This is a genomic window from Rosenbergiella gaditana, from assembly GCF_018494065.1.
Taxonomy (GTDB): domain Bacteria; phylum Pseudomonadota; class Gammaproteobacteria; order Enterobacterales; family Enterobacteriaceae; genus Rosenbergiella; species Rosenbergiella gaditana.
In genome coordinates, this window is the sequence record NZ_JABBFR010000007.1 from 56,478 (window position 1) to 81,635 (window position 25,158).

28 protein-coding genes and 1 other RNA gene are annotated in these 25,158 nt (G+C 47.1%); 14 read left to right on the forward strand and 15 right to left on the reverse strand.

What is annotated here, in order from left to right:
- The first annotated feature begins 2 nt into the window (after positions 1–2).
- A complete protein-coding gene (locus HH682_RS06865) occupies positions 3–350 on the forward strand; it encodes a gamma-glutamylcyclotransferase family protein (protein WP_214236850.1) in 348 nt (115 codons plus the stop codon).
- A 42-nt stretch (positions 351–392) separates the two neighbouring features.
- Here the strand turns inward: HH682_RS06865 and ppa are convergent, their stop codons facing one another.
- Both ppa and fbp read right to left on the reverse strand, forming a co-directional pair.
- A complete protein-coding gene (gene ppa, locus HH682_RS06870) occupies positions 393–923 on the reverse strand; it encodes an inorganic diphosphatase (RefSeq protein WP_214236851.1) in 531 nt (176 codons plus the stop codon).
- 83 nt (positions 924–1,006) lie between these two features.
- Entirely contained in the window at positions 1,007–1,999 is a 993-nt protein-coding gene (gene fbp / locus HH682_RS06875; RefSeq protein WP_214236852.1) for a class 1 fructose-bisphosphatase, read from the reverse strand.
- Between the two features lie 144 nt (positions 2,000–2,143).
- Between fbp and mpl the strand changes: the two genes are divergently transcribed.
- A complete protein-coding gene (mpl, locus tag HH682_RS06880; protein WP_214236853.1) occupies positions 2,144–3,511 on the forward strand; it encodes a UDP-N-acetylmuramate:L-alanyl-gamma-D-glutamyl-meso-diaminopimelate ligase in 1,368 nt (455 codons plus the stop codon).
- Positions 3,512–3,555: 44 nt separating this feature from the next.
- On the opposite strand, the gene yjgA is transcribed toward mpl, so the two are convergent.
- Complete coding sequence (gene yjgA / locus HH682_RS06885) at positions 3,556–4,098, reverse strand: ribosome biogenesis factor YjgA (RefSeq protein WP_214236854.1); 543 nt, start codon at positions 4,096–4,098, stop codon at positions 3,556–3,558.
- A gap of 114 nt (positions 4,099–4,212) precedes the next feature.
- On the opposite strand from yjgA, the gene pmbA reads away from it, so the two are divergent.
- Together pmbA and HH682_RS06895 are read left to right on the forward strand one after the other, a co-directional pair.
- Complete coding sequence (pmbA, locus tag HH682_RS06890) at positions 4,213–5,553, forward strand: metalloprotease PmbA (RefSeq protein ID WP_214236855.1); 1,341 nt, start codon at positions 4,213–4,215, stop codon at positions 5,551–5,553.
- Between the two features lie 16 nt (positions 5,554–5,569).
- Positions 5,570–5,962: a cytochrome b562 gene (locus HH682_RS06895; RefSeq protein WP_214236856.1), complete on the forward strand. Its 393-nt coding sequence runs from the start codon at positions 5,570–5,572 to the stop codon at positions 5,960–5,962.
- A gap of 13 nt (positions 5,963–5,975) precedes the next feature.
- Here HH682_RS06895 and HH682_RS06900 read toward each other — a convergent pair whose 3' ends face one another.
- The gene (locus HH682_RS06900) at positions 5,976–6,278 is read right to left on the reverse strand and encodes a helix-turn-helix domain-containing protein (protein WP_214236857.1); all 303 of its coding nucleotides are present in this window, start codon (positions 6,276–6,278) and stop codon (positions 5,976–5,978) included.
- Between the two features lie 174 nt (positions 6,279–6,452).
- On the opposite strand from HH682_RS06900, the gene HH682_RS06905 reads away from it, so the two are divergent.
- Positions 6,453–6,995 (forward strand): type IV secretion protein Rhs, encoded by a 543-nt coding sequence (locus HH682_RS06905; protein WP_214236858.1) that lies wholly within the window; start codon positions 6,453–6,455, stop codon positions 6,993–6,995.
- A gap of 2 nt (positions 6,996–6,997) precedes the next feature.
- A complete protein-coding gene (locus HH682_RS06910; RefSeq protein ID WP_214236859.1) occupies positions 6,998–7,357 on the forward strand; it encodes a putative T6SS immunity periplasmic lipoprotein in 360 nt (119 codons plus the stop codon).
- A gap of 914 nt (positions 7,358–8,271) precedes the next feature.
- On the opposite strand, the gene rnpB is transcribed toward HH682_RS06910, so the two are convergent.
- Together rnpB and rsmI are read right to left on the reverse strand one after the other, a co-directional pair.
- Positions 8,272–8,644, reverse strand: an RNA gene (rnpB, locus tag HH682_RS06915) — RNase P RNA component class A.
- A 50-nt stretch (positions 8,645–8,694) separates the two neighbouring features.
- Positions 8,695–9,561, reverse strand: a complete 867-nt coding sequence (gene rsmI, locus HH682_RS06920) for a 16S rRNA (cytidine(1402)-2'-O)-methyltransferase (protein ID WP_214236860.1) — start codon at positions 9,559–9,561, stop codon at positions 8,695–8,697.
- A 61-nt stretch (positions 9,562–9,622) separates the two neighbouring features.
- Here rsmI and HH682_RS06925 point away from each other — a divergent pair, with 61 nt between their 5' ends.
- Genes HH682_RS06925 through HH682_RS06945 form a run of 5 tightly spaced genes read left to right on the forward strand, consistent with a single transcriptional unit; the run spans position 9,623 to position 14,108 of the window.
- Positions 9,623–11,653: a penicillin-binding protein activator gene (locus tag HH682_RS06925; protein WP_214236861.1), complete on the forward strand. Its 2,031-nt coding sequence runs from the start codon at positions 9,623–9,625 to the stop codon at positions 11,651–11,653.
- Positions 11,611–11,997, forward strand: a complete 387-nt coding sequence (locus HH682_RS06930) for a YraN family protein (protein ID WP_214236862.1) — start codon at positions 11,611–11,613, stop codon at positions 11,995–11,997. The genes HH682_RS06925 and HH682_RS06930 overlap by 43 nt, the downstream gene beginning before the upstream one ends.
- A gap of 23 nt (positions 11,998–12,020) precedes the next feature.
- The gene (gene diaA / locus HH682_RS06935; protein ID WP_092671840.1) at positions 12,021–12,611 is read left to right on the forward strand and encodes a DnaA initiator-associating protein DiaA; all 591 of its coding nucleotides are present in this window, start codon (positions 12,021–12,023) and stop codon (positions 12,609–12,611) included.
- 11 nt (positions 12,612–12,622) lie between these two features.
- On the forward strand, positions 12,623–13,195 hold the full coding sequence (dolP, locus tag HH682_RS06940) for a division/outer membrane stress-associated lipid-binding lipoprotein (protein ID WP_214236863.1): 573 nt from the start codon (positions 12,623–12,625) through the stop codon (positions 13,193–13,195).
- A 4-nt stretch (positions 13,196–13,199) separates the two neighbouring features.
- Positions 13,200–14,108 carry a LysR family transcriptional regulator gene (locus tag HH682_RS06945; protein WP_214236864.1) on the forward strand — a complete coding sequence of 303 codons (909 nt, stop codon included), beginning with the start codon at positions 13,200–13,202 and terminating at the stop codon, positions 14,106–14,108.
- A gap of 19 nt (positions 14,109–14,127) precedes the next feature.
- On the opposite strand, the gene HH682_RS06950 is transcribed toward HH682_RS06945, so the two are convergent.
- The 7 genes from HH682_RS06950 to HH682_RS06980 all read right to left on the reverse strand — a co-directional run bounded on the left by HH682_RS06950 (position 14,128) and on the right by HH682_RS06980 (position 18,986).
- Positions 14,128–14,409: a YqjK-like family protein gene (locus tag HH682_RS06950; RefSeq protein ID WP_214236865.1), complete on the reverse strand. Its 282-nt coding sequence runs from the start codon at positions 14,407–14,409 to the stop codon at positions 14,128–14,130.
- Complete coding sequence (locus HH682_RS06955) at positions 14,406–14,804, reverse strand: phage holin family protein (RefSeq protein WP_214236866.1); 399 nt, start codon at positions 14,802–14,804, stop codon at positions 14,406–14,408. Before HH682_RS06955 ends, HH682_RS06950 begins: the two co-directional genes overlap by 4 nt.
- 1 nt (position 14,805) lies before the next feature.
- Entirely contained in the window at positions 14,806–15,111 is a 306-nt protein-coding gene (locus HH682_RS06960) for an ElaB/YgaM/YqjD family protein (protein ID WP_214236867.1), read from the reverse strand.
- A gap of 145 nt (positions 15,112–15,256) precedes the next feature.
- Positions 15,257–15,580, reverse strand: a complete 324-nt coding sequence (gene mzrA / locus HH682_RS06965) for an EnvZ/OmpR regulon moderator MzrA (protein ID WP_214236868.1) — start codon at positions 15,578–15,580, stop codon at positions 15,257–15,259.
- A complete protein-coding gene (locus HH682_RS06970) occupies positions 15,580–16,251 on the reverse strand; it encodes a DedA family protein (protein ID WP_214236869.1) in 672 nt (223 codons plus the stop codon). Before HH682_RS06970 ends, mzrA begins: the two co-directional genes overlap by 1 nt.
- Before the next feature lie 310 nt (positions 16,252–16,561).
- Positions 16,562–17,791 (reverse strand): serine/threonine transporter SstT, encoded by a 1,230-nt coding sequence (gene sstT, locus HH682_RS06975; protein ID WP_214236933.1) that lies wholly within the window; start codon positions 17,789–17,791, stop codon positions 16,562–16,564.
- Between the two features lie 241 nt (positions 17,792–18,032).
- Complete coding sequence (locus HH682_RS06980; protein WP_214236870.1) at positions 18,033–18,986, reverse strand: TerC family protein; 954 nt, start codon at positions 18,984–18,986, stop codon at positions 18,033–18,035.
- Positions 18,987–19,317: 331 nt separating this feature from the next.
- On the opposite strand from HH682_RS06980, the gene HH682_RS06985 reads away from it, so the two are divergent.
- The 3 genes from HH682_RS06985 to HH682_RS06995 all read left to right on the forward strand — a co-directional run bounded on the left by HH682_RS06985 (position 19,318) and on the right by HH682_RS06995 (position 23,050).
- The gene (locus tag HH682_RS06985; RefSeq protein WP_338049318.1) at positions 19,318–21,006 is read left to right on the forward strand and encodes a chloride channel protein; all 1,689 of its coding nucleotides are present in this window, start codon (positions 19,318–19,320) and stop codon (positions 21,004–21,006) included.
- A gap of 90 nt (positions 21,007–21,096) precedes the next feature.
- Positions 21,097–22,212 carry a 23S rRNA (guanine(1835)-N(2))-methyltransferase RlmG gene (rlmG, locus tag HH682_RS06990; protein ID WP_214236871.1) on the forward strand — a complete coding sequence of 372 codons (1,116 nt, stop codon included), beginning with the start codon at positions 21,097–21,099 and terminating at the stop codon, positions 22,210–22,212.
- A gap of 28 nt (positions 22,213–22,240) precedes the next feature.
- Positions 22,241–23,050, forward strand: coding sequence for a 5'-nucleotidase, lipoprotein e(P4) family (locus HH682_RS06995; RefSeq protein WP_214236872.1), 810 nt, complete (start codon positions 22,241–22,243; stop codon positions 23,048–23,050).
- A 237-nt stretch (positions 23,051–23,287) separates the two neighbouring features.
- Here HH682_RS06995 and ddlA read toward each other — a convergent pair whose 3' ends face one another.
- Together ddlA and HH682_RS07005 are read right to left on the reverse strand one after the other, a co-directional pair.
- Complete coding sequence (ddlA, locus tag HH682_RS07000; protein WP_214236873.1) at positions 23,288–24,379, reverse strand: D-alanine--D-alanine ligase; 1,092 nt, start codon at positions 24,377–24,379, stop codon at positions 23,288–23,290.
- Positions 24,380–24,481: 102 nt separating this feature from the next.
- A complete protein-coding gene (locus HH682_RS07005) occupies positions 24,482–25,156 on the reverse strand; it encodes a Fe2+-dependent dioxygenase (RefSeq protein ID WP_214236874.1) in 675 nt (224 codons plus the stop codon).
- Positions 25,157–25,158: the final 2 nt, after the last annotated feature.

Sequence of the window (25,158 nt, forward strand, 5' to 3'; positions counted from 1 at the left end):
CTATGCGAATCATTGTCTATGGCAGTTTAAGACGTAAGCAGGGAAATAGTCATTGGATGACTAATGCTCAGTGGCTGGGTGATCATCAAGTCGAAGGCTACGAGCTCTATAATCTTGGTCATTATCCGGGGGTTATCCCCGGTCAAGGCACTATTGAGGGTGAAGTCTATCGTATTGATGCCATGACCTTAGGGGAGCTGGATGCGTTGAGAACCAAAGGCGGAGAGTATAAACGCCAGCTGGTCTCGACGCCTTACGGCAGTGCTTGGATGTATATTTATCAGCGTTCTGTGGCAGGCCGTCAGCAAATACCGAGTGGTAATTGGCTTGATAGGGGTGAGAATCCTTGATACAAAAATGCCGTCTTAACCGACGGCATTTTTTTGGAGCAATTACTTCTGTTGAGCGCGTTCGAAAGAAGAAACGATTTCCGCTTTCGCTGCAGCAGCGTCGCCCCAGCCTTCTACTTTCACCCACTTACCTTTCTCAAGCGCTTTGTATTGCTCGAAAAAGTGTGCGATTTGGCCACGGAGTAATTCCGGCAGATCATTAACATCTTTAATGTGATCGTACTCTTTAGACAGCTTGCTGTGTGGGACAGCAATGACTTTAGCATCTTCGCCAGACTCGTCGGTCATTTTCAGTACGCCCACTGGACGGCAACGGATCACAGAACCCGGTTGTAATGGGTAAGGCGTTGGGACTAAAACGTCAACCGGGTCACCATCTAAAGAGAGGGTATGGTTAACGTAACCGTAGTTACATGGGTAAAACATCGCCGTTGCCATGAAACGGTCAACAAATAGAGCGCCTGATTCTTTATCAACTTCATATTTGATCGGAGCAGCGTTGGCAGGGATTTCAATAATAACGTTGATATCTTCAGGTAAGTCTTTACCTGCTTCGACGAGGTTCAAGCTCATGGTTGATTCCTATTTATCAGTAAAAATTGTGGTGCGCAGTATAGCGAATTACGCACCAGTATGTGTCCGATTTTTTTAATCAGTTACTGATTATCACTGATAAAACGTTCAACATCTTCCACCATGTATTGGTTACCGACGTAAAAAGGGCAACGCTCGTGGATGGTTTGCGGTTTTAAATCGAGAATTCGGTTTACACCGTCGCTCGCTTTACCCCCGGCTTGTTCCGCAAGAAAGGCCATTGGATTGCACTCATATAACAAACGGAGTTTTCCTTTTGGATGGCTCGCGGTTTGTGGGTAGAGGTAAATTCCGCCTTTGAGCAGGTTACGGTGGAAGTCAGCCACTAAAGAACCGATATAGCGGGAGGTATAAGGGCGGTACGTGGCCTCATCTTCTTCCTGGCAGAATTTTATATACTTTTTCACGCCGATTGGGAAATGCACATAGTAGCCTTCGTTGATGGAGTACATCTTGCCCGTAGGTGGGTAGGTGAGACGTTCTTGGTTTAAGCAGAACACCCCTAATGAAGGATCATAGGTGAAAGCGTTAACACCATTACCCGTGGTATACACTAGCATGGTAGAAGAGCCATAGACGACGTACCCTGCCGCCACTTGTTGGCTACCTGGTTGCATAAAATCTTCTTCAGTAATCGGCGTGCCTACTGGTGTCACACGGTGATAAATAGAGAAAATAGTGCCTACCGAGACGTTAACATCGATGTTTGATGAACCGTCCAGCGGATCCATCAATACTACATAACGCCCATCCTCGAAGCCTTCAAAGATAACGAACTCATCCTCTTCTTCAGAGGCAATCCCGGCAACAATCCCACGGGCTTTTAAAGCAGATTTCAGTTTTTCATTAGCGTATAAGTCGAGCTTCATTTGTTGCTCGCCTTGCACATTTTCAACCCCGTTCGCGCCGAGGATATCTAATAAGCCAGCTTTATTGATATCACGATGAATGATTTTCGCGCCAAGTTTGATTGCTGAAAGAAGGGCGGTGAGCTCACCAGTGGCATGGGGGAAGTCTGCTTGTTTTTCAACAATAAATTCGCCTAAGGTCTTCATTGCGTATCCTGATTGTAAATTGGTTTACTTTTCATTAACAGTATAGTCAAGCTACACTGCGGACCGGATCAAATCAATCCTCTCAGTTGCTCCTAAATGCGATATAGGTAAACTGTACAAAAAACTTAGTGGTAGATCTCTATTATGCGAATTCATATTCTTGGTATCTGTGGAACATTTATGGGTGGCTTAGCCATTCTCGCGCGCGCTTTGGGACATGAGGTAACAGGGTCTGATGCGAATGTGTATCCACCGATGAGTACTTTATTGGAACAACAAGGGATTAGTCTGACCCAAGGCTACGACCCGCAGCAACTCGATCCTGCGCCAGATTTAGTGATTATCGGTAATGCGATGTCACGGGGTAACCCTTGCGTTGAAGCCGTGTTGGAAAATAATATTCCCTACGTTTCCGGTCCACAATGGCTACATGATTTCATTCTGCGTGATCGCTGGGTGATTGCCGTAGCCGGCACGCACGGTAAAACGACGACCTCCGGTATGGTCGCTTGGATCCTCGAATCCTGTGGTATGGCGCCGGGGTTTGTGATTGGCGGCGTACCAGGAAACTTTGATGTCTCCGCACGCTTAGGCGATAGCCCTTTCTTCGTGATAGAGGCGGATGAATATGACAGTGCTTTCTTCGATAAACGCTCGAAGTTCGTTCACTATTGTCCACGTACACTGGTACTCAATAACCTTGAATTTGACCATGCCGATATCTTTGATGATTTAAATGCCGTGAAAAAGCAGTTCCATCATTTGCTGCGCATTGTGCCGGGTAAAGGGAAGGTGATTTGGCCGGAGCAAGACCACAACCTGCGTCAGGTGGTGGGTATGGGCTGCTGGAGCGAACAAGAGACAACGGGTCCACAAGGGCAATGGCACGCACAAAAAATACGTCCAGATGCGTCCAGTTGGACGGTGAAGCTTAATAACCAAGTGGTCGCCGAAGTGGAGTGGGGCCTGGTGGGTGAACATAATATGCATAACGGTTTGATGGCGATAGCCGCTGCCCGTCATGTAGGTATTACCCCACCCGATGCGGCAAAAGCATTGAATGACTTCGTGAATGCCAGACGCCGTCTCGAACTACGCGGTACGGTGAATGGGATAGAGGTCTATGATGATTTTGCTCACCATCCTACAGCTATTCTCGCCACGCTCTCTGCCCTACGCAGTAAGGTCGGTGGTACGCGACGTATTCTTGCGGTACTGGAACCTCGCTCCAATACCATGAAGCTTGGTGTGAGCAAGAATGAGCTTGCCCCCTCATTAGCACGAGCAGATGAAGTTTTTCTCTTTCAGCCGAGTCATATTCCTTGGCAGGTTTCAGATGTGGCAGAAGCTTGTATTCAACCTGTTCAGTGGAGCGCCGATATCAATAATTTGGTCGCGATGATCACGAAATCAGTCAAACCGGGCGATGTGATTTTGGTGATGAGTAATGGCGGTTTTGAGGGAATCCATCAAAAACTGTTGGACAGTCTTAGCACGTTAAGCGCAATGTAATAAAGCAATGCCGCGCAGTGTTGGCGCTGGGCGGCAGTTGACAGTTAAGCTTCGGCGAGCTCACGCAAGTATTGGAAAATCTGGCGTGATGATTTCGGAGGCTTATTGGTGGCTTTCTCTTTTTGCGCATTGCGGATCAAGCTGCGAAGCTGTTGGCGATCAGCCGTAGGATACAGTCCAATGACTTCATCCATCGCGCTATCACCCTGTTCAATCAGACGGTCACGCAGGACTTCCAGTTTATGGAACAGCGCGACTTGCTGATTATGTCTGTTTTTCAGTTTGTCGAGTGCTAAGCGGATCGGCTGTTCATCACGCGAACGCAGCATCTTTCCAATTAACTGAATTTGGCGACGACGCCCTTCTTTTTTAATACGTTGAGCTAATTCAATGGCTTGACGTAATTCTTCATCCAGCGGGAGTCGATCGAGTTCGTTCTTGCTTAACTCCATCATCTCCATGCCGAGACGCTTGAGTTCTTCTGCATCACGTTTTATTTCGCTTTTACTGACCCAAATAATCTCTTCGTCTTCTTCATCTTGAGGGTCAGGCTGGTGGTCGAGCCACTCATCGGGCGGGTTAATCATGGTAGGGCTCCTAAATAAAGTGGCTTATGCTATCAGGTTACAGCCAGACTGCGAAATTGTTCGCTGACTCTGTTAAACTTATTCTACCTTCAGATAACAGCAGATGGCAGTGCAATGAGTGAATCTCTTCAAGTTTCAGAACAACAAAAGGTTCTTGAACAAGCAGTCGAACATGCCTTAACCTTCGCAAAAAGCCGCACAGATGGCGCAGAAGTCGCGGTAAATAAAACTACTGGACTGAGCGTAAGCACTCGCTATGGTGAAGTAGAAAACGTTGAATTTAATAGCGATGGTGCATTAGGCATTACCGTTTATTTGGGGCAGCGTAAGGGAAGTGCCTCGTCGACGGATTTAAGTCCTGCGGCGATCGAACGTGCGGTACAAGCGGCAACCGATATTGCTCGCTATACCTCAGAAGACCCTTTCTCGGCTGTTGCCGAGGCTTCTCTGCTCGCATGGGATGCGCCGGATTTAGATCTTTATCACCCTTTAGCCATTACACCCGATCAAGCGATTGATTATGCGGCGGCGGCTGAGCAAGCAGCATTAGAATGCGACACCCGTATCGTGAATAGCGAAGGGGGGAGTTTCAGTAGCCATGCTGGGATCCGTGTCTTCGGGAATAGTCACGGTTTCTTGAAAAGTTATTGTTCCACCCGTCACTCCATGTTCAGTTCAGTGATTGCCGAGCAAAAGGGTCAGATGGAACGGGATTACGCTTATACTTCTGGACGTGACTTTGCCGACCTGAAAAGCGCTGAGTGGGTAGGTCAAGAATGTGCACGGCGCACGCTAGCGCGGCTCTCTCCACAAAAACTTTCCACACGCAAAGCGCCAGTACTTTTTGCTCCCGAAATCGCGAGCGGGTTAATCGGGCATCTTGTCGGGGCGATCAGCGGGAGCAGCGTCTATCGTAAATCGACGTTTTTACTCGACAGCCTTGGAAAACAAATTTTCCCTGAGTGGTTATCGATTACCGAACAGCCACATCTTCTTAAGGGTACCGCGTCATCTCCTTTTGATAGCGAGGGCGTACGTACACAGCAACGTACCATTATCGACCAAGGCGTACTACAAACCTGGTTAATGACCAGCTATTCTGCCCGCAAACTGGGCTTACACAGCACCGGTCATGCAGGTGGGATCCATAATTGGCGTTTAGCCGGTCAAGGCCAAAGCTTTGAGCAGCTATTGAAAAGAATGGGCACCGGATTACTGGTCACAGAGTTAATGGGGCAGGGCGTTAGCGCAATGACCGGTGACTATTCCCGAGGGGCTGCAGGTTTTTGGGTGGAGAATGGTGAAATTCAATATCCAGTAAGCGAAATTACTATCGCGAGCAACCTGCAAGATATGTGGCGTACAATGGTGACAGTCGGCGACGATATCGATGAGCGTGGAAATATTCAGTGCGGTTCGATTCTTTTAGAACAAATGAGTATTGCAGGTCAATAACCCGAGGGAATGCGTTATGCGGCAAATAAATTTCGTCGTACTGAGTATCGCACTGTTTTGTTCATCATTAACCCTTCCCGTACGGGCAGCGGATTTAGAAGGGGATATGCTGAGCTTATCCGCAGGTCTGAGCACGGTATTAAGCAGTGATCAGGCCAGTGAAATGCAGCAAGCGTTGACTCAAATGCGTGATGCAGCGAAAGACGCGAAAACAGCGACTCCACCATCGTTGGCGGGGAGTTCGCCGCAAAGTCCTGCTATGCAGGGCTGGCGTGATGCGTTTGATCAGTTGATCGCTAAAGTTAACCAAGCCGAGCAACAAGTTAAGCTTGGTAAGCTGGCTGAGGCCAAGCAGACCGCGCAACAGATTGCAGCCTTACGTAATCAAAATCACCGTAAATACCGCTAACCTGGCAGTGACGCTAGGCATTGATACCTTGTCGATATTGGCCAGGGGTTATGCCTAGCGCTTTCTTAAACATGGTGATAAATGCGGTGACCGATTCATAGCCGAGCTCATGGGCGATAATCTCGACACGCTCACCCTCTACAAGTCGATTGATGGCGAGGATTAGCTGTAACTGCTGTCGCCATGGACGAAAACTCAATCCGGTCTCACTGACCATTAACCTCGCCAAACTTCGTTCACTTAACGCCAATTTCTTTGCCCAATAGGCGGCAGAGTGTTTCGCCTGACCGGGTTGTCGGATTTCCTCGACAAGCAATTAGATTTTAGGGTGGCTTGAGACGGGGAGTTGCAATTTTCCTGTAGGTTGCTTAACAATCTGTTTTAACCTACCGATCACGGCACTAAATGGCTTTTTTTGTACAAAATCTGTTAATTGCGCATTTTATGCTCTCTGGATAACCTGAGATAAACTATACAAGGAGGACAGTTTATGAGCGCACAGGCAGAGGAAGGAACATTACGCCGGATGACGTTAGGTGAGATTGCAATGGCCCGAAGGGTGTTCGGTGATTCGTTAGTGTATAGCCGTATCTGGATTCATTGCGACAGCTATTTACCCTTCGGACTACAGAAACAAAACTATGCTATGACTCCCAATGGGGAGCTATGGTACAGAAAACCGATGTACAGGGGAGACTTTTCCGCAAACTCTGTTTTCATCGAAGATAAATATGTATTCATCCATGAACTGGCGCATGTGTGGCAACATCAACACGGGCAATGGGTGAGAATGCGGGGAGCTTTTAGCTGGGCTGCTGAATATACCTATAGACTGGATAAAGATAAGCTCACTGATTATTCTCTTGAACAGCAGGCCTCTATTTTAGCTGATTACTGGTTAATACTGGTTTATGGGATGAGTAAATGGTCTTACTATCAGAGACCTGGGCGTATGGGGATGTACAGGGGCGTAGATATGTTGCAGGATGTCCCTTCGCTTTACCAGAAATTAGTAACAGGGAAGAAGCGTTAATCATGAAAAATAGAATGTTGCTGGCTGTCGTATTTCTTTTAACGGGATGCCCTGGGTCTAGTGATCGAATGGTAGAGCGAGAATCTACAGCGGTATTAATCAAAGATAATCAAGTTTGCGTGGTGTCACCGCTGGAGCCACAGGAACGGATCACTGCTATTCAAATCAACAGCGATAATAGCGACGACTCCCTTCACAAGATTTTTGATGACAAGCCTGTTTATATACCGAAGGGTGAGTGTCTTCCTGTATTCGGATTAAGGTTTAAATCTGGAAAGCGGTATAACTTCGCGTATGACGTTCAATCTGATAAATTAGAGTCACATTTAGTCACTGCTGAATTTTCTTATCCCAAAGAATAAGCGGGCAAACTGCCCCCTCTGCTTCAACGCCTGCGTGTAAATGCACACCGTAGCAGCACATCAGATAAAGCTGGTGATCGACCTTTCTTCCTTTTTCACTCTTCTAAATCCTCAGTGTTGAATGTTTTCGTATAGGGGGATTTCCCCTTAGTTACGTAAGTGAACAGGTAGATGCAGTTCTGATAGAGAACAGCCCTTGGCACAGTTTCAGATAACCCTTAGCAGTTTTCGTGGACACAAGGTCTCCTTTGGGAACTTCATCCAGATCTAAACACTCTCGAACCGTCACCTTGTTATATGGCTTCTTGTTCTGACGGGGTAGACCCTCTACCACTTAGAGCAAATGTTTGATATCGCGGCGAGCGATTTGGTTTATCTGAAATATCAGCACGCTGAACCAGAGACTCAAGAAAATAAGATTCAGTCGGAGATGCTTCGCTACTGAGCGAGTTGATCCTCATAGGACTCTTGAAAAAACTGTGCAAACGTCTGACCTAAATCAGCTGTTAACGGAGGCGTTACAGCTCCCCTAATTTTTCACTGACGAGTGTCGGCGGGGATATTCTTAACGTAGCCATCAATCTTTGCATGTTGTGCGACTACAAAGCATCAATCTCATTCTGGGAGAGTTTTTTCATCATTCGTATGCTCCTCTGTAACGGAGCGCGGTGGATAGTCCCAGATCGCAAAAGAGTGAAGAATGGCGTTAATTGGGAGATCAGAAACTGGTATCTGCGCAGACTATCCGTACCAGGCGAGCAACGGAAAAATGGATGATCCAACACTCTGCGGTAGGTGTAAAACACCGTTAAACTAAAGCGTATGAGGCAGGTAACAATCGTTGATGTATCCCATTCAGTATCTCATTTATGCTTTTAAGCACCTGAGATACACCAACGTATTGTTTTTTAAAAAGGTGAAGCTGACCGATAAGCCGGGTTCTGTCGTGGACAGTCATTCCTCTAGGCCAGCAATCGCTCACTGGCTCAAGCAGCCTACCCGGGTTCAGTACGGGCCGTACCATGTGAACCCCTATTTGGCCTTGCTCCGGGTGGAGTTTACCGTGCCACGGACTGTTGCCAGCCGCGCGGTGCGCTCTTACCGCACCCTTTCACCCTTACCTGATCCCTTACGGGCCATCGGCGGTTTGCTCTCTGTTGCACTGGTCGTGGGCTTGCGCCCCCCAGGCGTTACCTGGCACCCTGCCCTATGGAGCCCGGACTTTCCTCCCCTCCGCCCGTCTCCCTTTCGGGACGACGACGAAGCGGCGACTGTCTGGTCAGCTTCGGCGGCGGATGATAGGGGAAATTACTGCCATTGTCACGTTTTTCTATCGTTTAATTGGCTTGTTGCTGCGCTAATCCATGCTTATATAGCGCATTTTTCTTCACGCCGTGGATCTCGGCCGCTAACGCCGCTGCTTTTTTCAGAGGCAGTTCAGCCTGCAGAAGTGCTAGCGTGCGCAAGGCTTCGACCGGGAGATCATCCTGTTGTGAATGATAGCCAGCCACGATAAGCACCATTTCACCTTTTCGGCGATTCTCATCGGCCTGTACCCAAGCTAACAATTCGCCCACTGGCGCACCGTGGATTGATTCCCAAGTCTTAGTAATTTCCCGCGCGAGCACAACATGGCGATGTTCCCCTAATTCGCTAACCATATCGGCCAGACAATCAAGTAAACGATGGGTGGATTCATAGAATATTAAGGTACGAGGCTCTTCCACTAATGCTCGTAAGGTATCGCGACGGCCTTTACTTTTGGCAGGGAGAAATCCCTCGTAACAAAAACGATCGGAAGGGAGCCCCGAAGCACTTAACGCGGTGATTGCTGCGCACGCGCCGGGAAGGGGAACCACTTTGAGCCCCGCTTGGCGACAGCGGGTCACGAGGTGATAGCCTGGATCGTTAATCAGGGGGGTACCTGCATCAGAAACTAAGGCTATACTTTCACCTTGTTGTAATTTACTTATCAGTACATCGGCTTTTTGTTGTTCATTGTGATCATGTAATGAGAATAAGCGCGCATTGATGGCGAAATGTTGTAGGAGTAGACCGGTATGGCGTGTATCTTCTGCTGCAACCAGATCGACCTTTGCTAATACTGTCAGTGCGCGTTGGGTAATGTCGGCCAAGTTACCAATAGGGGTAGGAACAATATATAATATTCCTACAGAAATCTCTGACTGATCGTGTTGTTTCATTGTTTCATCCGAATTGCCGCTTTACTATAGGGCGTTCTGAGAAAAACATAATGGGTACTCTATGCTTTCTTCATTTGTGAATCGTCGTAACGCAGGGCGTTTTGTTCCTGTTGTGTTGGCCGGATTTATTTTGGCCGCCTGTGGTGTTAATCAAGAAAATCAGACGCCATCGGCTACTCTCCAACCCACTGCGAATCAAGGTTCTGCTTATTATCTGCAACAGATGCAGCGCAGCCAAGATGATAGCAGGAGTCACTGGCAATTACTCGCAATACGCGCATTACTCGATGAGGGTAAGGTGACACAAGCTGGACAGCAACTGCAACAATTGCCGAGTCAACTGGCCGCCGAACAACAGGTTGAGAGTCATTTATTAAAGGCACAGTACGCGATTAGCCAAAAACAATTTCGCGAGACGGCTCAGCAGCTTAGTGCACTGTCAGTGCAAGGGCTAAGTGATACGCAGCGTCAGCGTTATTATCACCTTATGATCGACAGCGCACCCGGGGAAGCCTCGGTGGACGTTTTACGTGCCTACATTGCTTTACAACCAAACTTAGCAGGCAGCGCGCAGCAAAAAAACCTTGATGCCACATGGCAGACGTTGGTCACTATCCCTCAGAACCAAGTCGGTAATATCACCATCAATGCTAATGAAAATATCTTGCAGGGCTGGTTAGACTTACTGGGTGTGTACTATCAAAACCGTGGTGATCAAGATAACCTAAAGCACGCGGTAAAAGATTGGCAGACACGTTATCCTGATAATCCTGCCTCGAAAACCTTACCTGCTGGTTTGGCACAGGTCATGAATCTCTCTGTCGCCTCTACTAATACGATAGCGCTGCTTCTCCCATTAACCGGTCCGGGTGCGGTCTTCTCTAAAGCGATTGAACAAGGCTTTGAAGATGCTCGTAATGGCCACTTAGCCGCTAGCGCGCCAGCGAGTGCTGAGGCTAATACCGTGATCCGTGCGCCACAAACCACGGCTAATGCTACAGGTGATGCGGCAGTAAGCACTTCAGCAGTGGCGAGCACAGCGTCGTCTGATAGCACCTCAACAACTCCTGAAACCGGTAATCAAGCGGCGAATATTCCAGGAACGGCTTCAGCGAACACTACTGCACAGATCAAAGTCTACGACACTAACGGTCACGCAATTGACCAGTTATTACAGCAAGCTCAGCAAGAGGGCGCCACATTAGTTGTCGGTCCCTTATTGAAAGATGATGTCACCAAAGCGGTCACTACCCAGACCTCGCTGAATATTCTGGCGTTGAACGAACCGTCTGATTTACAAAATCATCCCAACGTGTGTTATTTTGCGCTATCCCCTGAGAACGAAGCACGCGATGCCGCAGAGCATATGTGGGCGCAAGGGAAACGCTCTCCGGTGCTCTTATTGCCAAGTAATTCGTTAGGCGATCGTATGGCTACAGCCTTTACCCGTCAGTGGCAAACCTTAGGTGGGTCAACGGTTTTACGGCAACCCCTTGGTTCAGAAAGCGATTTAAGAAATAAAATTAATAGTAACGCAGGCATTGCCTTATCTGGCACACCGGTGACTGCTGCACCCAGCGTAGATAACGCTGCTGTGACGGTTGCCGGAATGACGTTTGATGCGCCGACAGCCCAGCCAGTGGCCTCAAGCGGGAATGTGGATTCTGTCTATATTGTCGCGAATCAAGCATCGTTAGACTTAATTAAGCCGTTGATCACCATGAAAATTGGTTCACAAAGCCATGTGGCATTTTATGCGAACTCACTGAGTTCTCAAGCGGGCGCAGGGCCGGATTTCCGGTTTGAAATGGAAGGATTACAGTTCAGTGATATTCCACTGTTATCGGGGGCAAACCCTAGTTTAAAACAGCAAGTGACCGCTCAATTTAATCAAGACTATACCTTGACACGGTTATACGCGATGGGCGTGGATGCGTGGACGTTAGCGAACCATTTTACTCCGCTTCGCCAGCAAGCAGGTTACCAACTTCAAGGGAATACTGGGCTACTGAAAGCAACACAAAATTGTGTGATTAACAGGACGTTATCATGGAATCAATATACCCACGGAGAGATTGTTCCAGTCAATTAACTCGACGGCAGCAAGGCGAGCAAATGGAAAGGATCGCTTGCCGTTATTTATGTCAAGCTGGGTTACGCTGGATCGCTAGCAATGTCTTATATCGACAAGGAGAGCTTGATCTGATCATGCTAGATGAGCAGACTTACGTCTTTATCGAAGTTCGCTATCGTAAAAATAGTGTATACGGTGAAGCGGCAGCGACGATAAATTGGCGGAAACAGCAGAAAATTAAGACAGCGGCGGCTTATTGGTTAGCTAGCCAAAATAAGTGTTTATCAACCGCAGATTGCCGGTTTGATGTGGTTGCGGTGACGGGGTCTCGCGTGAACTGGATCAAAAACGCTTTTTACTAAGATCAACAAAGTTAGGTGATGCAGTGCAGGATAGAATTAAAGCGTGTTTTACTGAAAGTATACAAACACAAATCGCCGCGGCTGAGGCGCTACCCGACGCTATTTCACGCGCAACCATGGTGATCGTTCAGTGTCTACTCAACGGCAATAAAGTGCTTAGTTGTGGTAACGGTGCATCAGCCGCGAATGCACAGCATTTTACCGCCACGATGATTAATCAATTTGAGAACGAACGACCGAGCCTTCCTGCATTTTGTTTAAGCGCGGATAACATTATGCTGACTGCAATTGGTAACGAACGCCAGCATGATGAAATTTATGCTAAGCAAGTACGGGCGCTGGGTCAGGCGGGTGATATCTTGTTGGCGATCTCGACACGAGGAAATAGCCCAGATATTGTGAAGGCCGTAGAGGCTGCCGTGACCCGTGATATGACAATCGTGGCATTAACTGGCTTTGATGGTGGGGTATTAGCGGGATTACTTGGGCCACAAGATGTTGAAATTAGGATACCGTCGCACCGCAATGCCCGTATTCAGGAAATGCATATGCTGACCGTTAATTGTTTAAGTGAGTTGATTGATAACTCGCTCTTTCCTCATCAGGAAGGTTAAGGAGAAATACAATGAGATACCCCTTTTTGGTCGTCTTAATCTGTAGCACATTCGCCCTGCAGGGCTGTGCCGCGGTACTGATTGGATCGGCAGGCGTTGCGACCAAGTCAGCCACTGATGCTCGTACCGTAGGGACACAGGTTGATGATGGTACGCTAGAACTCCGCGTGGCAAATGCCTTGGCAACAAACAAAGAGATCAAAACGACGACTCATATCAATGAGACTGCGTATCAAGGGAAAGTCCTGTTGACCGGACAAGCACCGAGCCAAGCCCTGGCAGATGCCGCGCGTGAAATAGCGGCTAAAACTGACGGCACAGTCGAAGTTTATAATGAAATCCGTATCGGTAATAATGCCAGCTTAGGAACCTCTTCATCGGATACCTGGATCACAACCAAAATTCGCTCGCAACTGCTGGCGAGCGATCAAGTGAAGTCTTCGAGTATCAAAGTTACCACCGAGAACGGCGAGGTCTTTTTAATGGGCCTAGTTACTGCAGCAGAAGGCCAAGCTGCGGCTGATCTCGCCAGCCGGGTGAATGGCGTAAAACACGTCACCACCGTTTATACCTTTTTAAAGTGATCTTATGCCTAAAGAGCGCGCATTAACTTTAGACGCTTTACGTGTAATGGATGCGATAGAACGCCGTGGCAGCTTTGCCGCGGCGGCCGAGGAGTTGGGTAAAGTCCCCTCGGCGCTAAGCTACACCATGCAGAAATTAGAAGACGAGCTTGATGTTGTGCTTTTTGATCGCTCAGGCCACCGTACAAAATTTACTAATGTGGGACGACTGCTTTTAGAACGAGGGCGCTTCCTACTTGATGCCGCGGATAAGCTAGCAGGGGATGCCGAAGCACTGGCTAGAGGCTGGGAGCCGCAACTCACCATAGTGTGTGAAGCCTTGGTGAGTTGTGAATATCTTTATCCGTTAGTGAATAAACTCGAGGAAAAGAGCCACACGCAGCTGAATCTGCTCACCGAAGTGCTGGCAGGGGCATGGGAAAGTCTGGAAGAGGGTCGTGCTGACATTGTGATTGCTCCGACGCTCCATTTTCGTACCTCAACTGAAATCAATAGCCGTAAGCTTTACAGTATGAAAAGCCTGTATGTGGCAAGTGCTGACCATCCTATCCTTAAAGAACCTGACCCTGATGCAGAGTCCGTGCGACTCAAATATCGTGGTATCGCGGTAGCCGACTCGGCTCGTAAGCGCCCGACAATCACCGTTCAAGTCCTTGATCGGCAGAGTCGACTTACGGTTAGTAATCTGGAAAATAAATATCGAGCCATTGTCGCGGGATTAGGGGTAGGGACCTTACCTTATCCGATGATTGAAGAGGACTTACGCCAAGGGCGTTTAAAAGTTATTTCTGATACCTATCAACGTGATATTGACGTCATTATGGCTTGGCGGCGAGATAGTATGGGAGAAGCGAAGTCATGGGCACTTCGTGAAATACCTAAAATTTTCTCGAAAAAATTCCCGCAAACTTAGCGGGAATCTCGAAAGGTGATCAGCGTGGAATCATCTTTTTAATCATCCGCCAACTGCTCCACAGTCCAAACCCTCTTTTGACAAGGCGGCCTAAGGTTTTGGGTTTTCTTGCTACCCATAACGCCAAGACCCCCCCGCCCATCGCGAAGTAGCGACGTGCAGCGTAGGCAGCAGACCACAGCTGGTCATAACGTGAAGTGGCGACGAGCCATTGTTGCTGACAAGAGATAAGATCCATACGCTGAGTCTGAATCGTGGTTAATAATTCTTGCTTGCGTGCTTCACGTTCACGACGACTCATGCCTGTTTCTCCTCAAGTTGTTTACGGTCTGTATCCAACTCCTTGCGAGTATGTTTTAGCAGGGTAGAACGGCGAGATTTCACCAGTGCCCATATGCCGAAAATAATCGCTAATGCGAAGAGAACCGCCGTAGTGATAACGATGGCATAAAGTCTCGCGCTAGGAGGTACTGCAAGAATGACAAGGATCATTAAGCTCATCAAACCGAATGCAGTGAATATCATCGTTAAACCAACCATTAACAGCATCTGTAGTAAGTTGGCTTTCTCTTCCTCTAGCTCGACAATCACTAAGCGAATACGTGTTTCAGCAATGCTTACTAAGCTGGTCAAAATACGTTGACCCACACCCAGAATGCCTTCTCCTGGCGCTGAACCAGGTCTTGAGCTACTCATCTTAGCGCCGTGAAATAAGAATGCCGACAACTAAGCCAATTGCTGCACCCAGTCCAACACCGTGCCAAGGCTTATCATGGACATAAGTATCGGCCTTCTGTGCCGCATCGCGAGTAGATTGTGCGATACGCTCACCGGAATCACCCAAGCGATCACGAGAATTTTGTAAAGCATCCTGTGCTTTCTGATGTAAGCGAGAAAGTTCGGTACGAGATTTGCTACTACCTTGATTTAACACTTCTTCGAGAGTGTCTGCTAATGAAGCTAATTCTGCGCGTAAATCATTGGATGCATTATTCTTCGACATCAGAGACTCCTTTTGGGGGGATTAAGTCCAGTTTGATTTAGTCATGAATGCCTAGTCTAAGTAGGTCATCGTTAAATAAGTACTTATTTAAGTATAGATGGGCTTTTTGAAAGTTCAAAGAGAGGGGCGTAATAAATTTTTAACATTATTCGATACGATAACCGCTATCGAGAATTTCCTTTAAAACCTTTTCAGCAGCATGGCTATCGTCAACGGAGTTGAAGCTAATGATGAGAGAATCGCTTCCAGAAGTAATACTTTTTACGGTTATTCCCTCGGCACTGAGATGCTGATAGAGGAAAAATCCATCGGGTAGCGACACGCCATGGTTGGTCACATTGATTTTCACAATCGCTTCGGGGGATTGCCAAGAATGTTGGTAAGCGAAAACACTGACGGCGATCGCAATCAGAAAGAGTATCGCCGCAATAATGATTTGTCGCGGATACTGAATGAATAATGAACGCATTAATGTTGAGGCCTTGATGCCGATTTACGCTTACGCCAAAGCAAGATTAATGACCCAATTAAACCGCCTACCAATAAGATTGCAGGAAGTAACATTAAGCAAAACATCAGTTTATCTTCGTACTTTTGAAATAGGGCAGTTTTACCTAGTGCATAGCCTGCACAGGTTAAAATCATCACCCACAAAAAGCCGCTTAACCAGTTGAAGATTTGAAAACGCGCACTGCGTAAGCCTGAAACGCCTGCTAAAGTGGGGAGTAAAGTACGCACAAAAGCAATAAAGCGCGCAATCAGGAGCGCGGCAAGGCCGTGTCGTTCGAACAGCGTATGGGTACGTTCGTGATATTTTTGTGGGATATGCGATAGCCACTTCTTTACCAGTGGCGTATTACCCAGCCACCGACCTTGAATGTAGCTAAACCAACAGCCCAAGCTGGCTGCTGTAGTAAGAATAAATAAGGTCAATGGGAAGCTCATGGTTCCCTTCGCAATCAGTACACCGACGAGGATCAATAAGCTATCACCAGGAAGAAATGCCGCAGGCAAAAGTCCATTTTCAAGACTGATGATGATAAACAGGATACCGTAAAGCATCCACACCAATGATGGGTTGGCGAGCGTGTTAAAATCCTGATGCCAAAGTGCGGTGAGCAGGGCCTGCAAAGTATCCATTTAACATTCCTAATGAATAAGGTAACTGGCACCAGTGCCAATGTCTGACACATTAATGCGGTCATTATGCTCTATGAAAACGATATGAGAAGTAAACGCTTTTCAACTTCCTTGCTAGCATAATCACGTTAAGTGTAACAAAATTTTAGGGTGATAAACATTATAATTGTCCCTAGAGCGGGAGTTTTACGCAGGTTAGCTAAGAATCCCAACCCTTTTTACACAGGCTGACATTTTTGTTTTTTTGTTGACTGTAGGGAGACCACAAGAAGGACGAGAGCCTCAGGAATACTGAGGCTCTGAAATGAGATTAAGATTGTTGTTCGCCAGGGTTAGATGCTTGGCAGACAGCGGCAGTGAATAAAAGATCGGTCGACGAGTTTAATGCTGTCTCCGCCGAGTCTTGTAGCACGCTAATCAGAAAACCAATTGCTACCACCTGCATTGCCACCTCGTTAGGAATACCAAACATATTACAGGCGACAGGTATGAGCAGTAAGGATCCACCTGCTACACCTGAAGCACCACAAGCACAGAGTGATGCTACGATGCTTAGCATAATTGCCGTTGGCAGATCGATACTAATATGTAGAGTATTGACGGCAGCAAGGGTTAAGACCGTGATAGTGATGGAGGCACCCGCCATGCTGATATTTGCCCCTAATGGAATCGATACTGAATAAGTATCTTCATCAAGTCCTAAGCGTTCAGCTATCGCCATATTGACGGGGATATTTGCAGCGGAACTTCGAGTGAAAAAGGCGGTTACACCACTTTCTTTCAAACAGAGGAACACTAAAGGGTAGGGGTTACGTCTAATTTTCCAGAATACCAGCAGTGGATTCACCACTAATGCCATAGTCAACATACAGGCGATGAGGAGAAAGAGCAGATTGATGTAGCTGGAAAGTGCGCTAAAACCATTAGTCCCTAATACGGAGGCGACTAAACCAAAAATACCGATAGGCGCACAACGAATAACTTTTCCGACTAGCCAGGTAATGGCTGAAGAGAAATCATTTAGCAAGTTACGCGTCGCGGTCGAGCTATGCCTAAAGGCCAGTCCTAGGGCGATCGCCCAAACTAAAATACCAATATAGTTAGCATGTATTAACGCGTCGACAGGGTTGACGACCATGCTGAGTAAAATACCCTGTGCAATGGCTAAGATACCTTTGGGGGCTTCACTACCCGAGTGGGCATCCGTCAAAATAAGTGTTTGCGGGAAATGGTAGCTGGCGACCACTGCGATAACGGCAGCAAAAAAAGTACTCAGTAGATAGAGCGTCACAATCGGACGAATATTAACTTTTTGCCCCTGTTGGTGATTAGCAATAGAGGCGGTTACTAAAAGTAGAACTAGAATCGGGGCAACGGCTTTGAGTGCATGAACAAAAAGCTCGCCGAGGAGAGAAACGCTTTGTGCTGCGGGTTTAGAGATTAGCGCCAGTACAATCCCTGCAATGAGCGCAATAATAATTTGAGTGATTAGGTTCCCCGAACGTATCCAGTTTACTAATCCAGTAGATTTTGAAGTCATCATTCTTTCTTGTTCATTGTTTTTATAAAAGGGCTTCGCGCGATAGCTCGTCGTTGAAGCGTGTTTGCAGCGGCAGTATAAGAAAACGAGATTTAAGATAAAGCGAATCTTACTGCGATGATGATTTTATCTCGAATTAAAATATTGCAATATGAACAAAAAATAGAGGGTATATCTGCCAGGTTACTGGATGATGGGTATACCGCAAGGTAATTGGTTTACCTTGCGGCATTTTATAGTGTTATGATTTTTTTCTGATATTTAACCAATGATTAAGGCCTAGCGTTACAATCAAGATTGTCGCGATAACGCTCAATGAGATAGCGGTAGGAATATGCCACACATCGATCAGCAACATTTTCACGCCAATAAACGTCAAGATAACGGCTAATCCATACTGCAGTAAGCTGAATTTTTCAGCCACACCCGCTAACAAGAAGTACATTGCACGCAGACCTAAAATTGCAAATAGATTCGACGTTAATACGATAAAGGGGTCGGTGGTGACGGCAAAAATAGCGGGGATGCTGTCTACCGCAAAAATAACATCGCTTAATTCTACCATGATCAGCACGAGAGGCAGGGGCGTCGCATAGCGTACACCTTGGCGGATCACGAAAAATTTTTCGCCTTCAAGCCGATCCGTAACGCGCATACGTTTTTTCAGCCATCGCAGCATGCGACTCTCTTCTTGATTTCCCTCATCAGATTTCGAAAGAAACATCTTTATACCGGTGATAATCAAAAACGCGCCGAAAATATAGAGGATCCAACTGAATTCGTTTACCAGCCAACTGCCCGCGAAAATCATCACGGTTCTCAGTACGATGGCACCTAATACGCCATAAACCAGAACACGTTGTTGAAGCGCGGGAGGAACAGCGAATGCACTGAATAGCATTAACCAGACAAAAACATTATCTACGGCCAAGGCTTTCTCTAGCAAATAGCCGGTTAGGAAGTTTAATGTTTGTTCCGATGCGACGGCATTTCCAGAAAGATGCTGTAAATAAAACCACAGACCTGCGGCAAATCCGAGAGAGAGGCCTACCCAAACCAGTGACCACAAGGCAGCGTGCTTAACACTCATACTGCCTGAACGGCCTGAGCTTTGTAGCCGTAAGTCGATGATGAGCATGATGGTGACGATAACCGAGAAGATTCCCCACATCAGTGGAGTGCCGACAGTCTGCATTAGACAATTCCTTATTAATGAAAAAACAAAAAGGGTGATGTCGGCAGTCAAAGCGGAACTATTGCAAACCTCACCCAGTGGCAAGGTCTCACTTACAATACTTATCGTACTGCCTGACGACCGGTGTTTTCACACGTAATGACGATCCGCCAGCGTTGAAGTTACTCCCCTTTGCTGTTATCAGCATAGGAAATTTAAGGGGTATAAACAATCATTGGTTGTAATATTTTTAAATACTTTACGTAAAGTAATGAAAGTGGGCTTACCCGTAATAACAATTGTTCAATGGGGCAACAGCCTTTACACTGCCCAAAGAGGCGGGGAGGGCTAGGTGAAAATACACAACAGTTCGCTGAGTTGGCACGGATTATTTTTGGCAATTCCTGTGGGGATTGTGGGGGCCTGCGTCACACTTCTTTTTCGAATGGTGATTACACTGTTTAACTTAGCGGTTTTTGGTCGAAGTGATGATATCACCCAAGCTATGCAAGTTTGGCCGTGGTATTGCTGGCCGTTAATTGTCGGCATCGGTGGTGGAATTGCCGGAGTGTTATTACATTTTGCAGTAAAACTCGAAAAACAAACCGCCATAAAATCTGATTATCTTGATGTAATTAATGCTCGTCTCAATGCGGTGCCAACGGGATCATCAGTGTTACGTGCTTGCTCTTCCATGATGAGTATCAGCAGTGGAGCATCGATTGGTAAAGAGGGGCCCATGGTACAGCTGGCCGCACTGTGCGGCAGCTTGTTGGCCCGTTTTGTTCCCAAGAAATTTGCCTTAGCGAATAGTGATATGGTGGCAATGGCGGCGGCGGCTGGTTTGGCCTCGGTATATCATGCGCCATTGGCCTCAACCCTCTTTGTGGCAGAAATCGCATTTGGTATCTCTGCGCTACAACGGACCATTCCCATTATGCTATCCGCAGTAACGGCGGTTCTCACTATGTGGGTATTAGGCTTCCGCTCGCCGTTATATCCCCTGATGAATGCACAGTTCATAATACAAACGGGACCGTTGATAATTACCCTTATCCTTGCAGTACTCAGTGGGCTAATCGGATTTGGATTTATCACCTTAACGCAAAAAAGCCGTCAAGTATTCAACCGCATCCCTTCATTACCTTTTCGCCTCGCATGCGGTGGAGTTGCCATGGGGGGGCTTGCTATAATTTCACCGGCGATATTGGGTAATGGCTATGAGGTGATTGTTAATCTCTTTGCTGGCCATTATCTTCTGCCGATGCTAGTCACGCTACTGGTCCTGAAAGTCATCGCAACAAGCTGTTCAGTCGGCTCAGGGGCTGTTGGAGGCATGTTTACGCCAGCATTAATGATCGGTGCGACTTTGGGCGGGATTTGCGGCGTCCTCAGCCAACAATTAGGCATTACGCTAGCCAGTCCTTGGCTCTTTGCGGCAATCGGTATGGCAGCCGTGTTGTCTGCGATTTCACAAGCACCGCTAATGGCGATTTTAATGGTGTTGGAGATGACACTTAACAGTAGCTTATTATTTCCATTAATGATTGCCTGTGGGGTGGCCACGATGGTGGCTTACCAATGTCACTCTCCTACCACTTATCCGTTGATTGGTACGCACTTGTCGCGAGCGAATGCGAAGTTTACTTTCGATCAAACGCGTATTAGCGAAGTGATTATCCCAGGCGCCTGTCTCTCACCTTTAGACTCGGTCCAGCAAGCTCTAAGCGTGAGTGGGCATAAACGCGAGCGCTATGTGTATATCATTGATGCAGAGCAACGGTTCCTTGGCGTCGTATCTATCCATAAAATTGTTGAGAAGGTGTTGGCCGAGGACATCACATTACATTCTCCAGTCGGAAAAGTGATGGAGACAGATTTTCCTTATGTCTTCCAAGATCAAACTTTAAAAGAGGGATGGGAAGCGTTTAGTCGAGTGACGCTCGAAAGGCTGCCTGTCTTAAATAATCCTCAGCAACGACAATTTGTGGGTGCCTTAACCAAAACAAGTTTGATTCAGCAGGCGGAAAGTTTCTTGTAGTACGAAGACCTGAGCATTGTTGGGTTTAGCACAGAAACTGCGTATACTTCGCCACGTTAATGATTATCCGAATTTACAGAGAAGAACTTGATGAATGAACTGCAAGTAAGTGGGCAATCGCTTACCCTTAATCGATTCCCGGCCAATGCGGCAGATCCGAGCTTACAAGCGTGGGATTCCGCAGACGAATATTTACTACAGCAGCCATTACCAGACGGCCCTGTTCTTGTATTGAATGATAATTTCGGGGCTTTAGCCTGTGGACTTCAACCTCGCGAAGTGTGGCAAGTTAGTGATTCGTGGATCAGTCAGCAAGCCACTCTGCATAATTTAACGACTAATGAGTTATCAGTGAGTAACGTTAGATTTCTGGATAGCTTAGCCGCGTTACCTGAGGGGATGGCGGCGGTCTTGATAAAAATCCCCAAAACTCTGGCGTTGCTCGAACACCAATTGCAAGCGTTACGTCAAGTTATCACTGCGGATACGCTAATCATCGCTGCAGCGAAAACCAAAGATATTCATCGTTCAACCCTAGAGATTTTTGAAAAATGGGTGGGGGAGACGCATACTTCGCTGGCGTGGAAAAAATCGCGTCTCGTATTTGCAAAACTTACCGCTGAACAACCTACTGCCAGCAGTGGTATTTTAAGTTGGCCGTTGGACGGTACGCCTTACACCTTGCATAATCACGCGAATGTTTTTGCGCGTCAGTCATTAGATATTGGGGCGCGCTTATTCTTACAACATTTACCGACTCAACTCGAAGGAACTATTGTCGATTTAGGCTGTGGGAATGGGGTGGTTGGACTGTTAGCATTAGAACAGAATCCGGAAGCAAAGGTTCATTTCGTTGATGAGTCGTGGATGGCGGTTGCCTCAAGCCAGCTCAACGTTGAGAAAAATTTGCCCACCGATATCTCGCGTTGTGAATTCACGGTCAATAATAGTTTAAGCGGTTTCACCGGCGGTAGTCTGCAAGCCGTACTATGTAACCCTCCTTTTCATCAGCAAAGCGCGATTACTGATCATATTGCTTGGCAAATGTTTAGAGATGCAAAAAGATGTTTAAGCTATGGCGGTGAATTGCGTGTTATCGGAAACCGTCATCTTGATTATCATCGAAAGCTAAAGAAATTATTCGGTAATTGCCAATTAATTGCTTCCGATGCGCGCTTTGTTGTTTTACGCTCTGTAAAACTCTAATAATCCTTATGCTACTTGGGTAACTGCTATGACAAATGCGATTAAATTCATGTTCTGCGTTACACTGTTCAGCTCTCTTTGTGCCTGTACCTCTAGGGAACAACAAGCCGATCAACGTCTAGCGGATCAATCCATTCTGGCAGTTAACTGGATGCAGCAATCAGCTGAATACCAAGCGATTGCGCTACAAACCTTTAAATTCGCGACTTCTGCTTTTCAGCAAGCGGCCTCAAAGGAGGGGCATTCACCGGCGGTGATTGTCGACCTTGATGAAACGATGATTGATAATAGTGCCTACCAAGCCTGGGCGGCACAGCAACAGCTCCCCTTTACTGATGCAACGTGGTCGCAGTGGACGCAGGCGAAACAAGCGTTAGCGATTCCCGGTGCAGTCGATTTTGCACGCTATGTCGAGAGTCACGGTGGGACGATTTTTTATGTCTCAAATCGTGCTGAACACGATCGTCAGGCCACTGCAGAAAATCTTCTTGCGCTTGGTTTCCCCGGAATTTCTGCACAAACCCTTCTACTGAATACTTCTAGCAGTAATAAACAAGCGCGATTCGATAGCATCCGTGCTAAGGGCTATCAGGTGGTGGTCTATGTTGGGGATAATTTGAATGATTTCGGCCAAGCAACGTGGCATAAAGATAATAGTCAGCGCCGTAATTTCGTTACGCAGAATAGTGAGAAATTCGGTACAGAATATTTCATATTGCCGAATCCTAGCTATGGCGATTGGGAGTCCGGATTACGTCGTGATTACTCCAAAATGACGCCATCAGCCAAGCTCCAAGCAAGAGAACAAGCACTACGCGTTTGGAAAAGAACACCCTAAATCCTTTTTATGAGGCATAGTTTGCTTTACCCATTTATCAAAACTAGGGGTAAATGGCCACCAGTCGGATTATTGTACATATATGGCCCGACGTTACCCGCTTAAAAAAGATATGCGTTCGGATTGACTCATCTGGAAAAGGTAAGCTAGTCAGTAAGGCCGCTAGGCGACTCTATCTCTCTAAAGCTGAAGGACGACATTTGACTACCCCCGATGACTCCGAGGGTAGCCAAGCGATTAGTGATCAAACGCAGACATGACTTTATTCTGTTGTTGATGACGCTCTACCGCCAGCTCAATCAGTTTGGTGATCAGGTCTTGATAGCCTAAGCCGCTTGCTTGCCACAGCTTTGGATACATACTGATATTGGTGAATCCAGGTAATGTATTGATTTCATTGATGATAACTTCATTACTCGGTGTGAGGAATACGTCAACCCGTGCTAGACCAAAACATTCGACCGCTTGGTAAGCCTTGAGCGCGATTTCCCGAATGGTGTTTTCGGTCGCTTCATCAATGTCAGCAGGGACTTTCACTTGAGCCCCTTGCTCGTTGATATATTTGGTTTCATAAGAATAGAATTGGTCAGAGAGGACGATCTCTCCACAGCGGCTCGCTTTTGGGTGTTCGTTACCCAATACCGCACATTCGACTTCTCGACCTACAATTGCCTTTTCAATTAATATTTTGCGATCAAAACGAAATGCTTCTTGGATCGCTGGACCTAGCTGAGCTTGCGTCTCGACCTTACTGACACCCACCGACGAACCTTGGTTGGCAGGCTTGACGAATAAAGGTAAACCCAGTTGTTTCACGACTTCATCCAGATTAGTGGACTCAGCATTGCTCGGGGTAAGAGTAATGAAGGGGGCGATATTCAAGCCTGCATCGCGCAATAGACGTTTGGTCACATCTTTATCCATACTGATCGCTGAACCGAGAACGTCAGACCCTACGAAGGGTAAATTTAGTATGCGTAACAATCCCTGCAACGTGCCATCTTCGCCCAGCGTGCCGTGAACGATAGGGAAAATGATATCAATCTGAGAAAGGTCGATCGCAGAAGAAGAGCTAATCGCTTGCTGTTGGCCGGGTTGCAGTTGTAGTGTCCCTTCGGCCTGAGCAAGTCCTATATGTTTAGGATCGGTCGGATTCTCAAGGAAATGATCAACATGATAGCTGCACCATTGTCCTTGCTTCGTTATCCCCAACAGAACAACATCAAATTTTGTTTTATCAATCGCTTCTAAAATATTCCGTGCTGATTGTAACGAAACCTGGTGTTCTGCTGATTTCCCGCCAAAAATGATACCGACCCGCTGTTTCATAAACTCTTTATCCGTAACTTAACTGTATGATGACAACATAACAGGTCGTGGTGAGAGTGACAATGCTCGGCATTAGCGATAAGAGGGGTTAATGTCTAACGCCTAAATTTCGCTCCATTCGCGTAACAGGTTGTGGTACAGGTTTAATAAATTCATTCGCGTTTCACTGGCACCCTCAAGCCCTGCCAGCTGTTGGATATCACTGTCGAGCTGCCCCAGCATCGCGCGCTTTTTCTCGTCACGCACCATCGATTGTATCCACATAAAAGAAGCAACACGCTGTCCGGCAACGACCGGCGTCACGCAGTGCAAGCTGCTGGATGGATAGATCACCATATCGCCAGCCGGAAGTTTCACCTTATGTTGTCCAAAAGTATCTTGGATGACCAGTTCGCCGCCTTGATAGCTCTCTGGATCATTTAGGAAAAGTGTGGCGGAGATATCAGTACGTAACCAGCGGTTTTCTTCACGACGTACTGCGCCATCAACGTGGAAGCCATAAGCCCCGCCGCCTTGGTAGCGATTAAATAAGGGAGACGAGATATTGACTGGCAGTGTGGTGCTAAAAAATTGTGGGTGTTGGTTAATGGCCTGCAGCACGAACTGCTGTAGTTCATCATATAGCGCAGAGTGAGTGTTCATTTGCTCGTTGCTTTTGACCGCCGCACCTTGTTGGCCGGTTGTCACTCTGCCGTCAACCCATTCCGCTTGTGCTAGGTATTGGGTGAGGGTGGATAGCTGCTCGGCATTTAGTACGTTTTTAATGTGATGCATCATAG

Bases quoted from the DNA above. Each gene is read 5' to 3' on its own strand.
- HH682_RS06865 (WP_214236850.1), top strand. From the start codon at position 3: ATGCGAATCATTGTCTATGGCAGTTTAAGACGTAAGCAGGGAAATAGT.
- ppa (WP_214236851.1), bottom strand. From the start codon at position 923: ATGAGCTTGAACCTCGTCGAAGCAGGTAAAGACTTACCTGAAGATATC.
- fbp (WP_214236852.1), bottom strand. From the start codon at position 1,999: ATGAAGACCTTAGGCGAATTTATTGTTGAAAAACAAGCAGACTTCCCC.
- mpl (WP_214236853.1), top strand. From the start codon at position 2,144: ATGCGAATTCATATTCTTGGTATCTGTGGAACATTTATGGGTGGCTTA.
- yjgA (WP_214236854.1), bottom strand. From the start codon at position 4,098: ATGATTAACCCGCCCGATGAGTGGCTCGACCACCAGCCTGACCCTCAA.
- pmbA (WP_214236855.1), top strand. From the start codon at position 4,213: ATGAGTGAATCTCTTCAAGTTTCAGAACAACAAAAGGTTCTTGAACAA.
- HH682_RS06895 (WP_214236856.1), top strand. From the start codon at position 5,570: ATGCGGCAAATAAATTTCGTCGTACTGAGTATCGCACTGTTTTGTTCA.
- HH682_RS06905 (WP_214236858.1), top strand. From the start codon at position 6,453: ATGAGCGCACAGGCAGAGGAAGGAACATTACGCCGGATGACGTTAGGT.
- HH682_RS06910 (WP_214236859.1), top strand. From the start codon at position 6,998: ATGAAAAATAGAATGTTGCTGGCTGTCGTATTTCTTTTAACGGGATGC.
- rsmI (WP_214236860.1), bottom strand. From the start codon at position 9,561: ATGAAACAACACGATCAGTCAGAGATTTCTGTAGGAATATTATATATT.
- HH682_RS06925 (WP_214236861.1), top strand. From the start codon at position 9,623: ATGCTTTCTTCATTTGTGAATCGTCGTAACGCAGGGCGTTTTGTTCCT.
- HH682_RS06930 (WP_214236862.1), top strand. From the start codon at position 11,611: ATGGAATCAATATACCCACGGAGAGATTGTTCCAGTCAATTAACTCGA.
- dolP (WP_214236863.1), top strand. From the start codon at position 12,623: ATGAGATACCCCTTTTTGGTCGTCTTAATCTGTAGCACATTCGCCCTG.
- HH682_RS06945 (WP_214236864.1), top strand. From the start codon at position 13,200: ATGCCTAAAGAGCGCGCATTAACTTTAGACGCTTTACGTGTAATGGAT.
- HH682_RS06950 (WP_214236865.1), bottom strand. From the start codon at position 14,409: ATGAGTCGTCGTGAACGTGAAGCACGCAAGCAAGAATTATTAACCACG.
- HH682_RS06955 (WP_214236866.1), bottom strand. From the start codon at position 14,804: ATGAGTAGCTCAAGACCTGGTTCAGCGCCAGGAGAAGGCATTCTGGGT.
- HH682_RS06960 (WP_214236867.1), bottom strand. From the start codon at position 15,111: ATGTCGAAGAATAATGCATCCAATGATTTACGCGCAGAATTAGCTTCA.
- mzrA (WP_214236868.1), bottom strand. From the start codon at position 15,580: ATGCGTTCATTATTCATTCAGTATCCGCGACAAATCATTATTGCGGCG.
- HH682_RS06970 (WP_214236869.1), bottom strand. From the start codon at position 16,251: ATGGATACTTTGCAGGCCCTGCTCACCGCACTTTGGCATCAGGATTTT.
- sstT (WP_214236933.1), bottom strand. From the start codon at position 17,791: ATGACTTCAAAATCTACTGGATTAGTAAACTGGATACGTTCGGGGAAC.
- HH682_RS06980 (WP_214236870.1), bottom strand. From the start codon at position 18,986: ATGCAGACTGTCGGCACTCCACTGATGTGGGGAATCTTCTCGGTTATC.
- rlmG (WP_214236871.1), top strand. From the start codon at position 21,097: ATGAATGAACTGCAAGTAAGTGGGCAATCGCTTACCCTTAATCGATTC.
- HH682_RS06995 (WP_214236872.1), top strand. From the start codon at position 22,241: ATGACAAATGCGATTAAATTCATGTTCTGCGTTACACTGTTCAGCTCT.
- ddlA (WP_214236873.1), bottom strand. From the start codon at position 24,379: ATGAAACAGCGGGTCGGTATCATTTTTGGCGGGAAATCAGCAGAACAC.
- HH682_RS07005 (WP_214236874.1), bottom strand. From the start codon at position 25,156: ATGATGCATCACATTAAAAACGTACTAAATGCCGAGCAGCTATCCACC.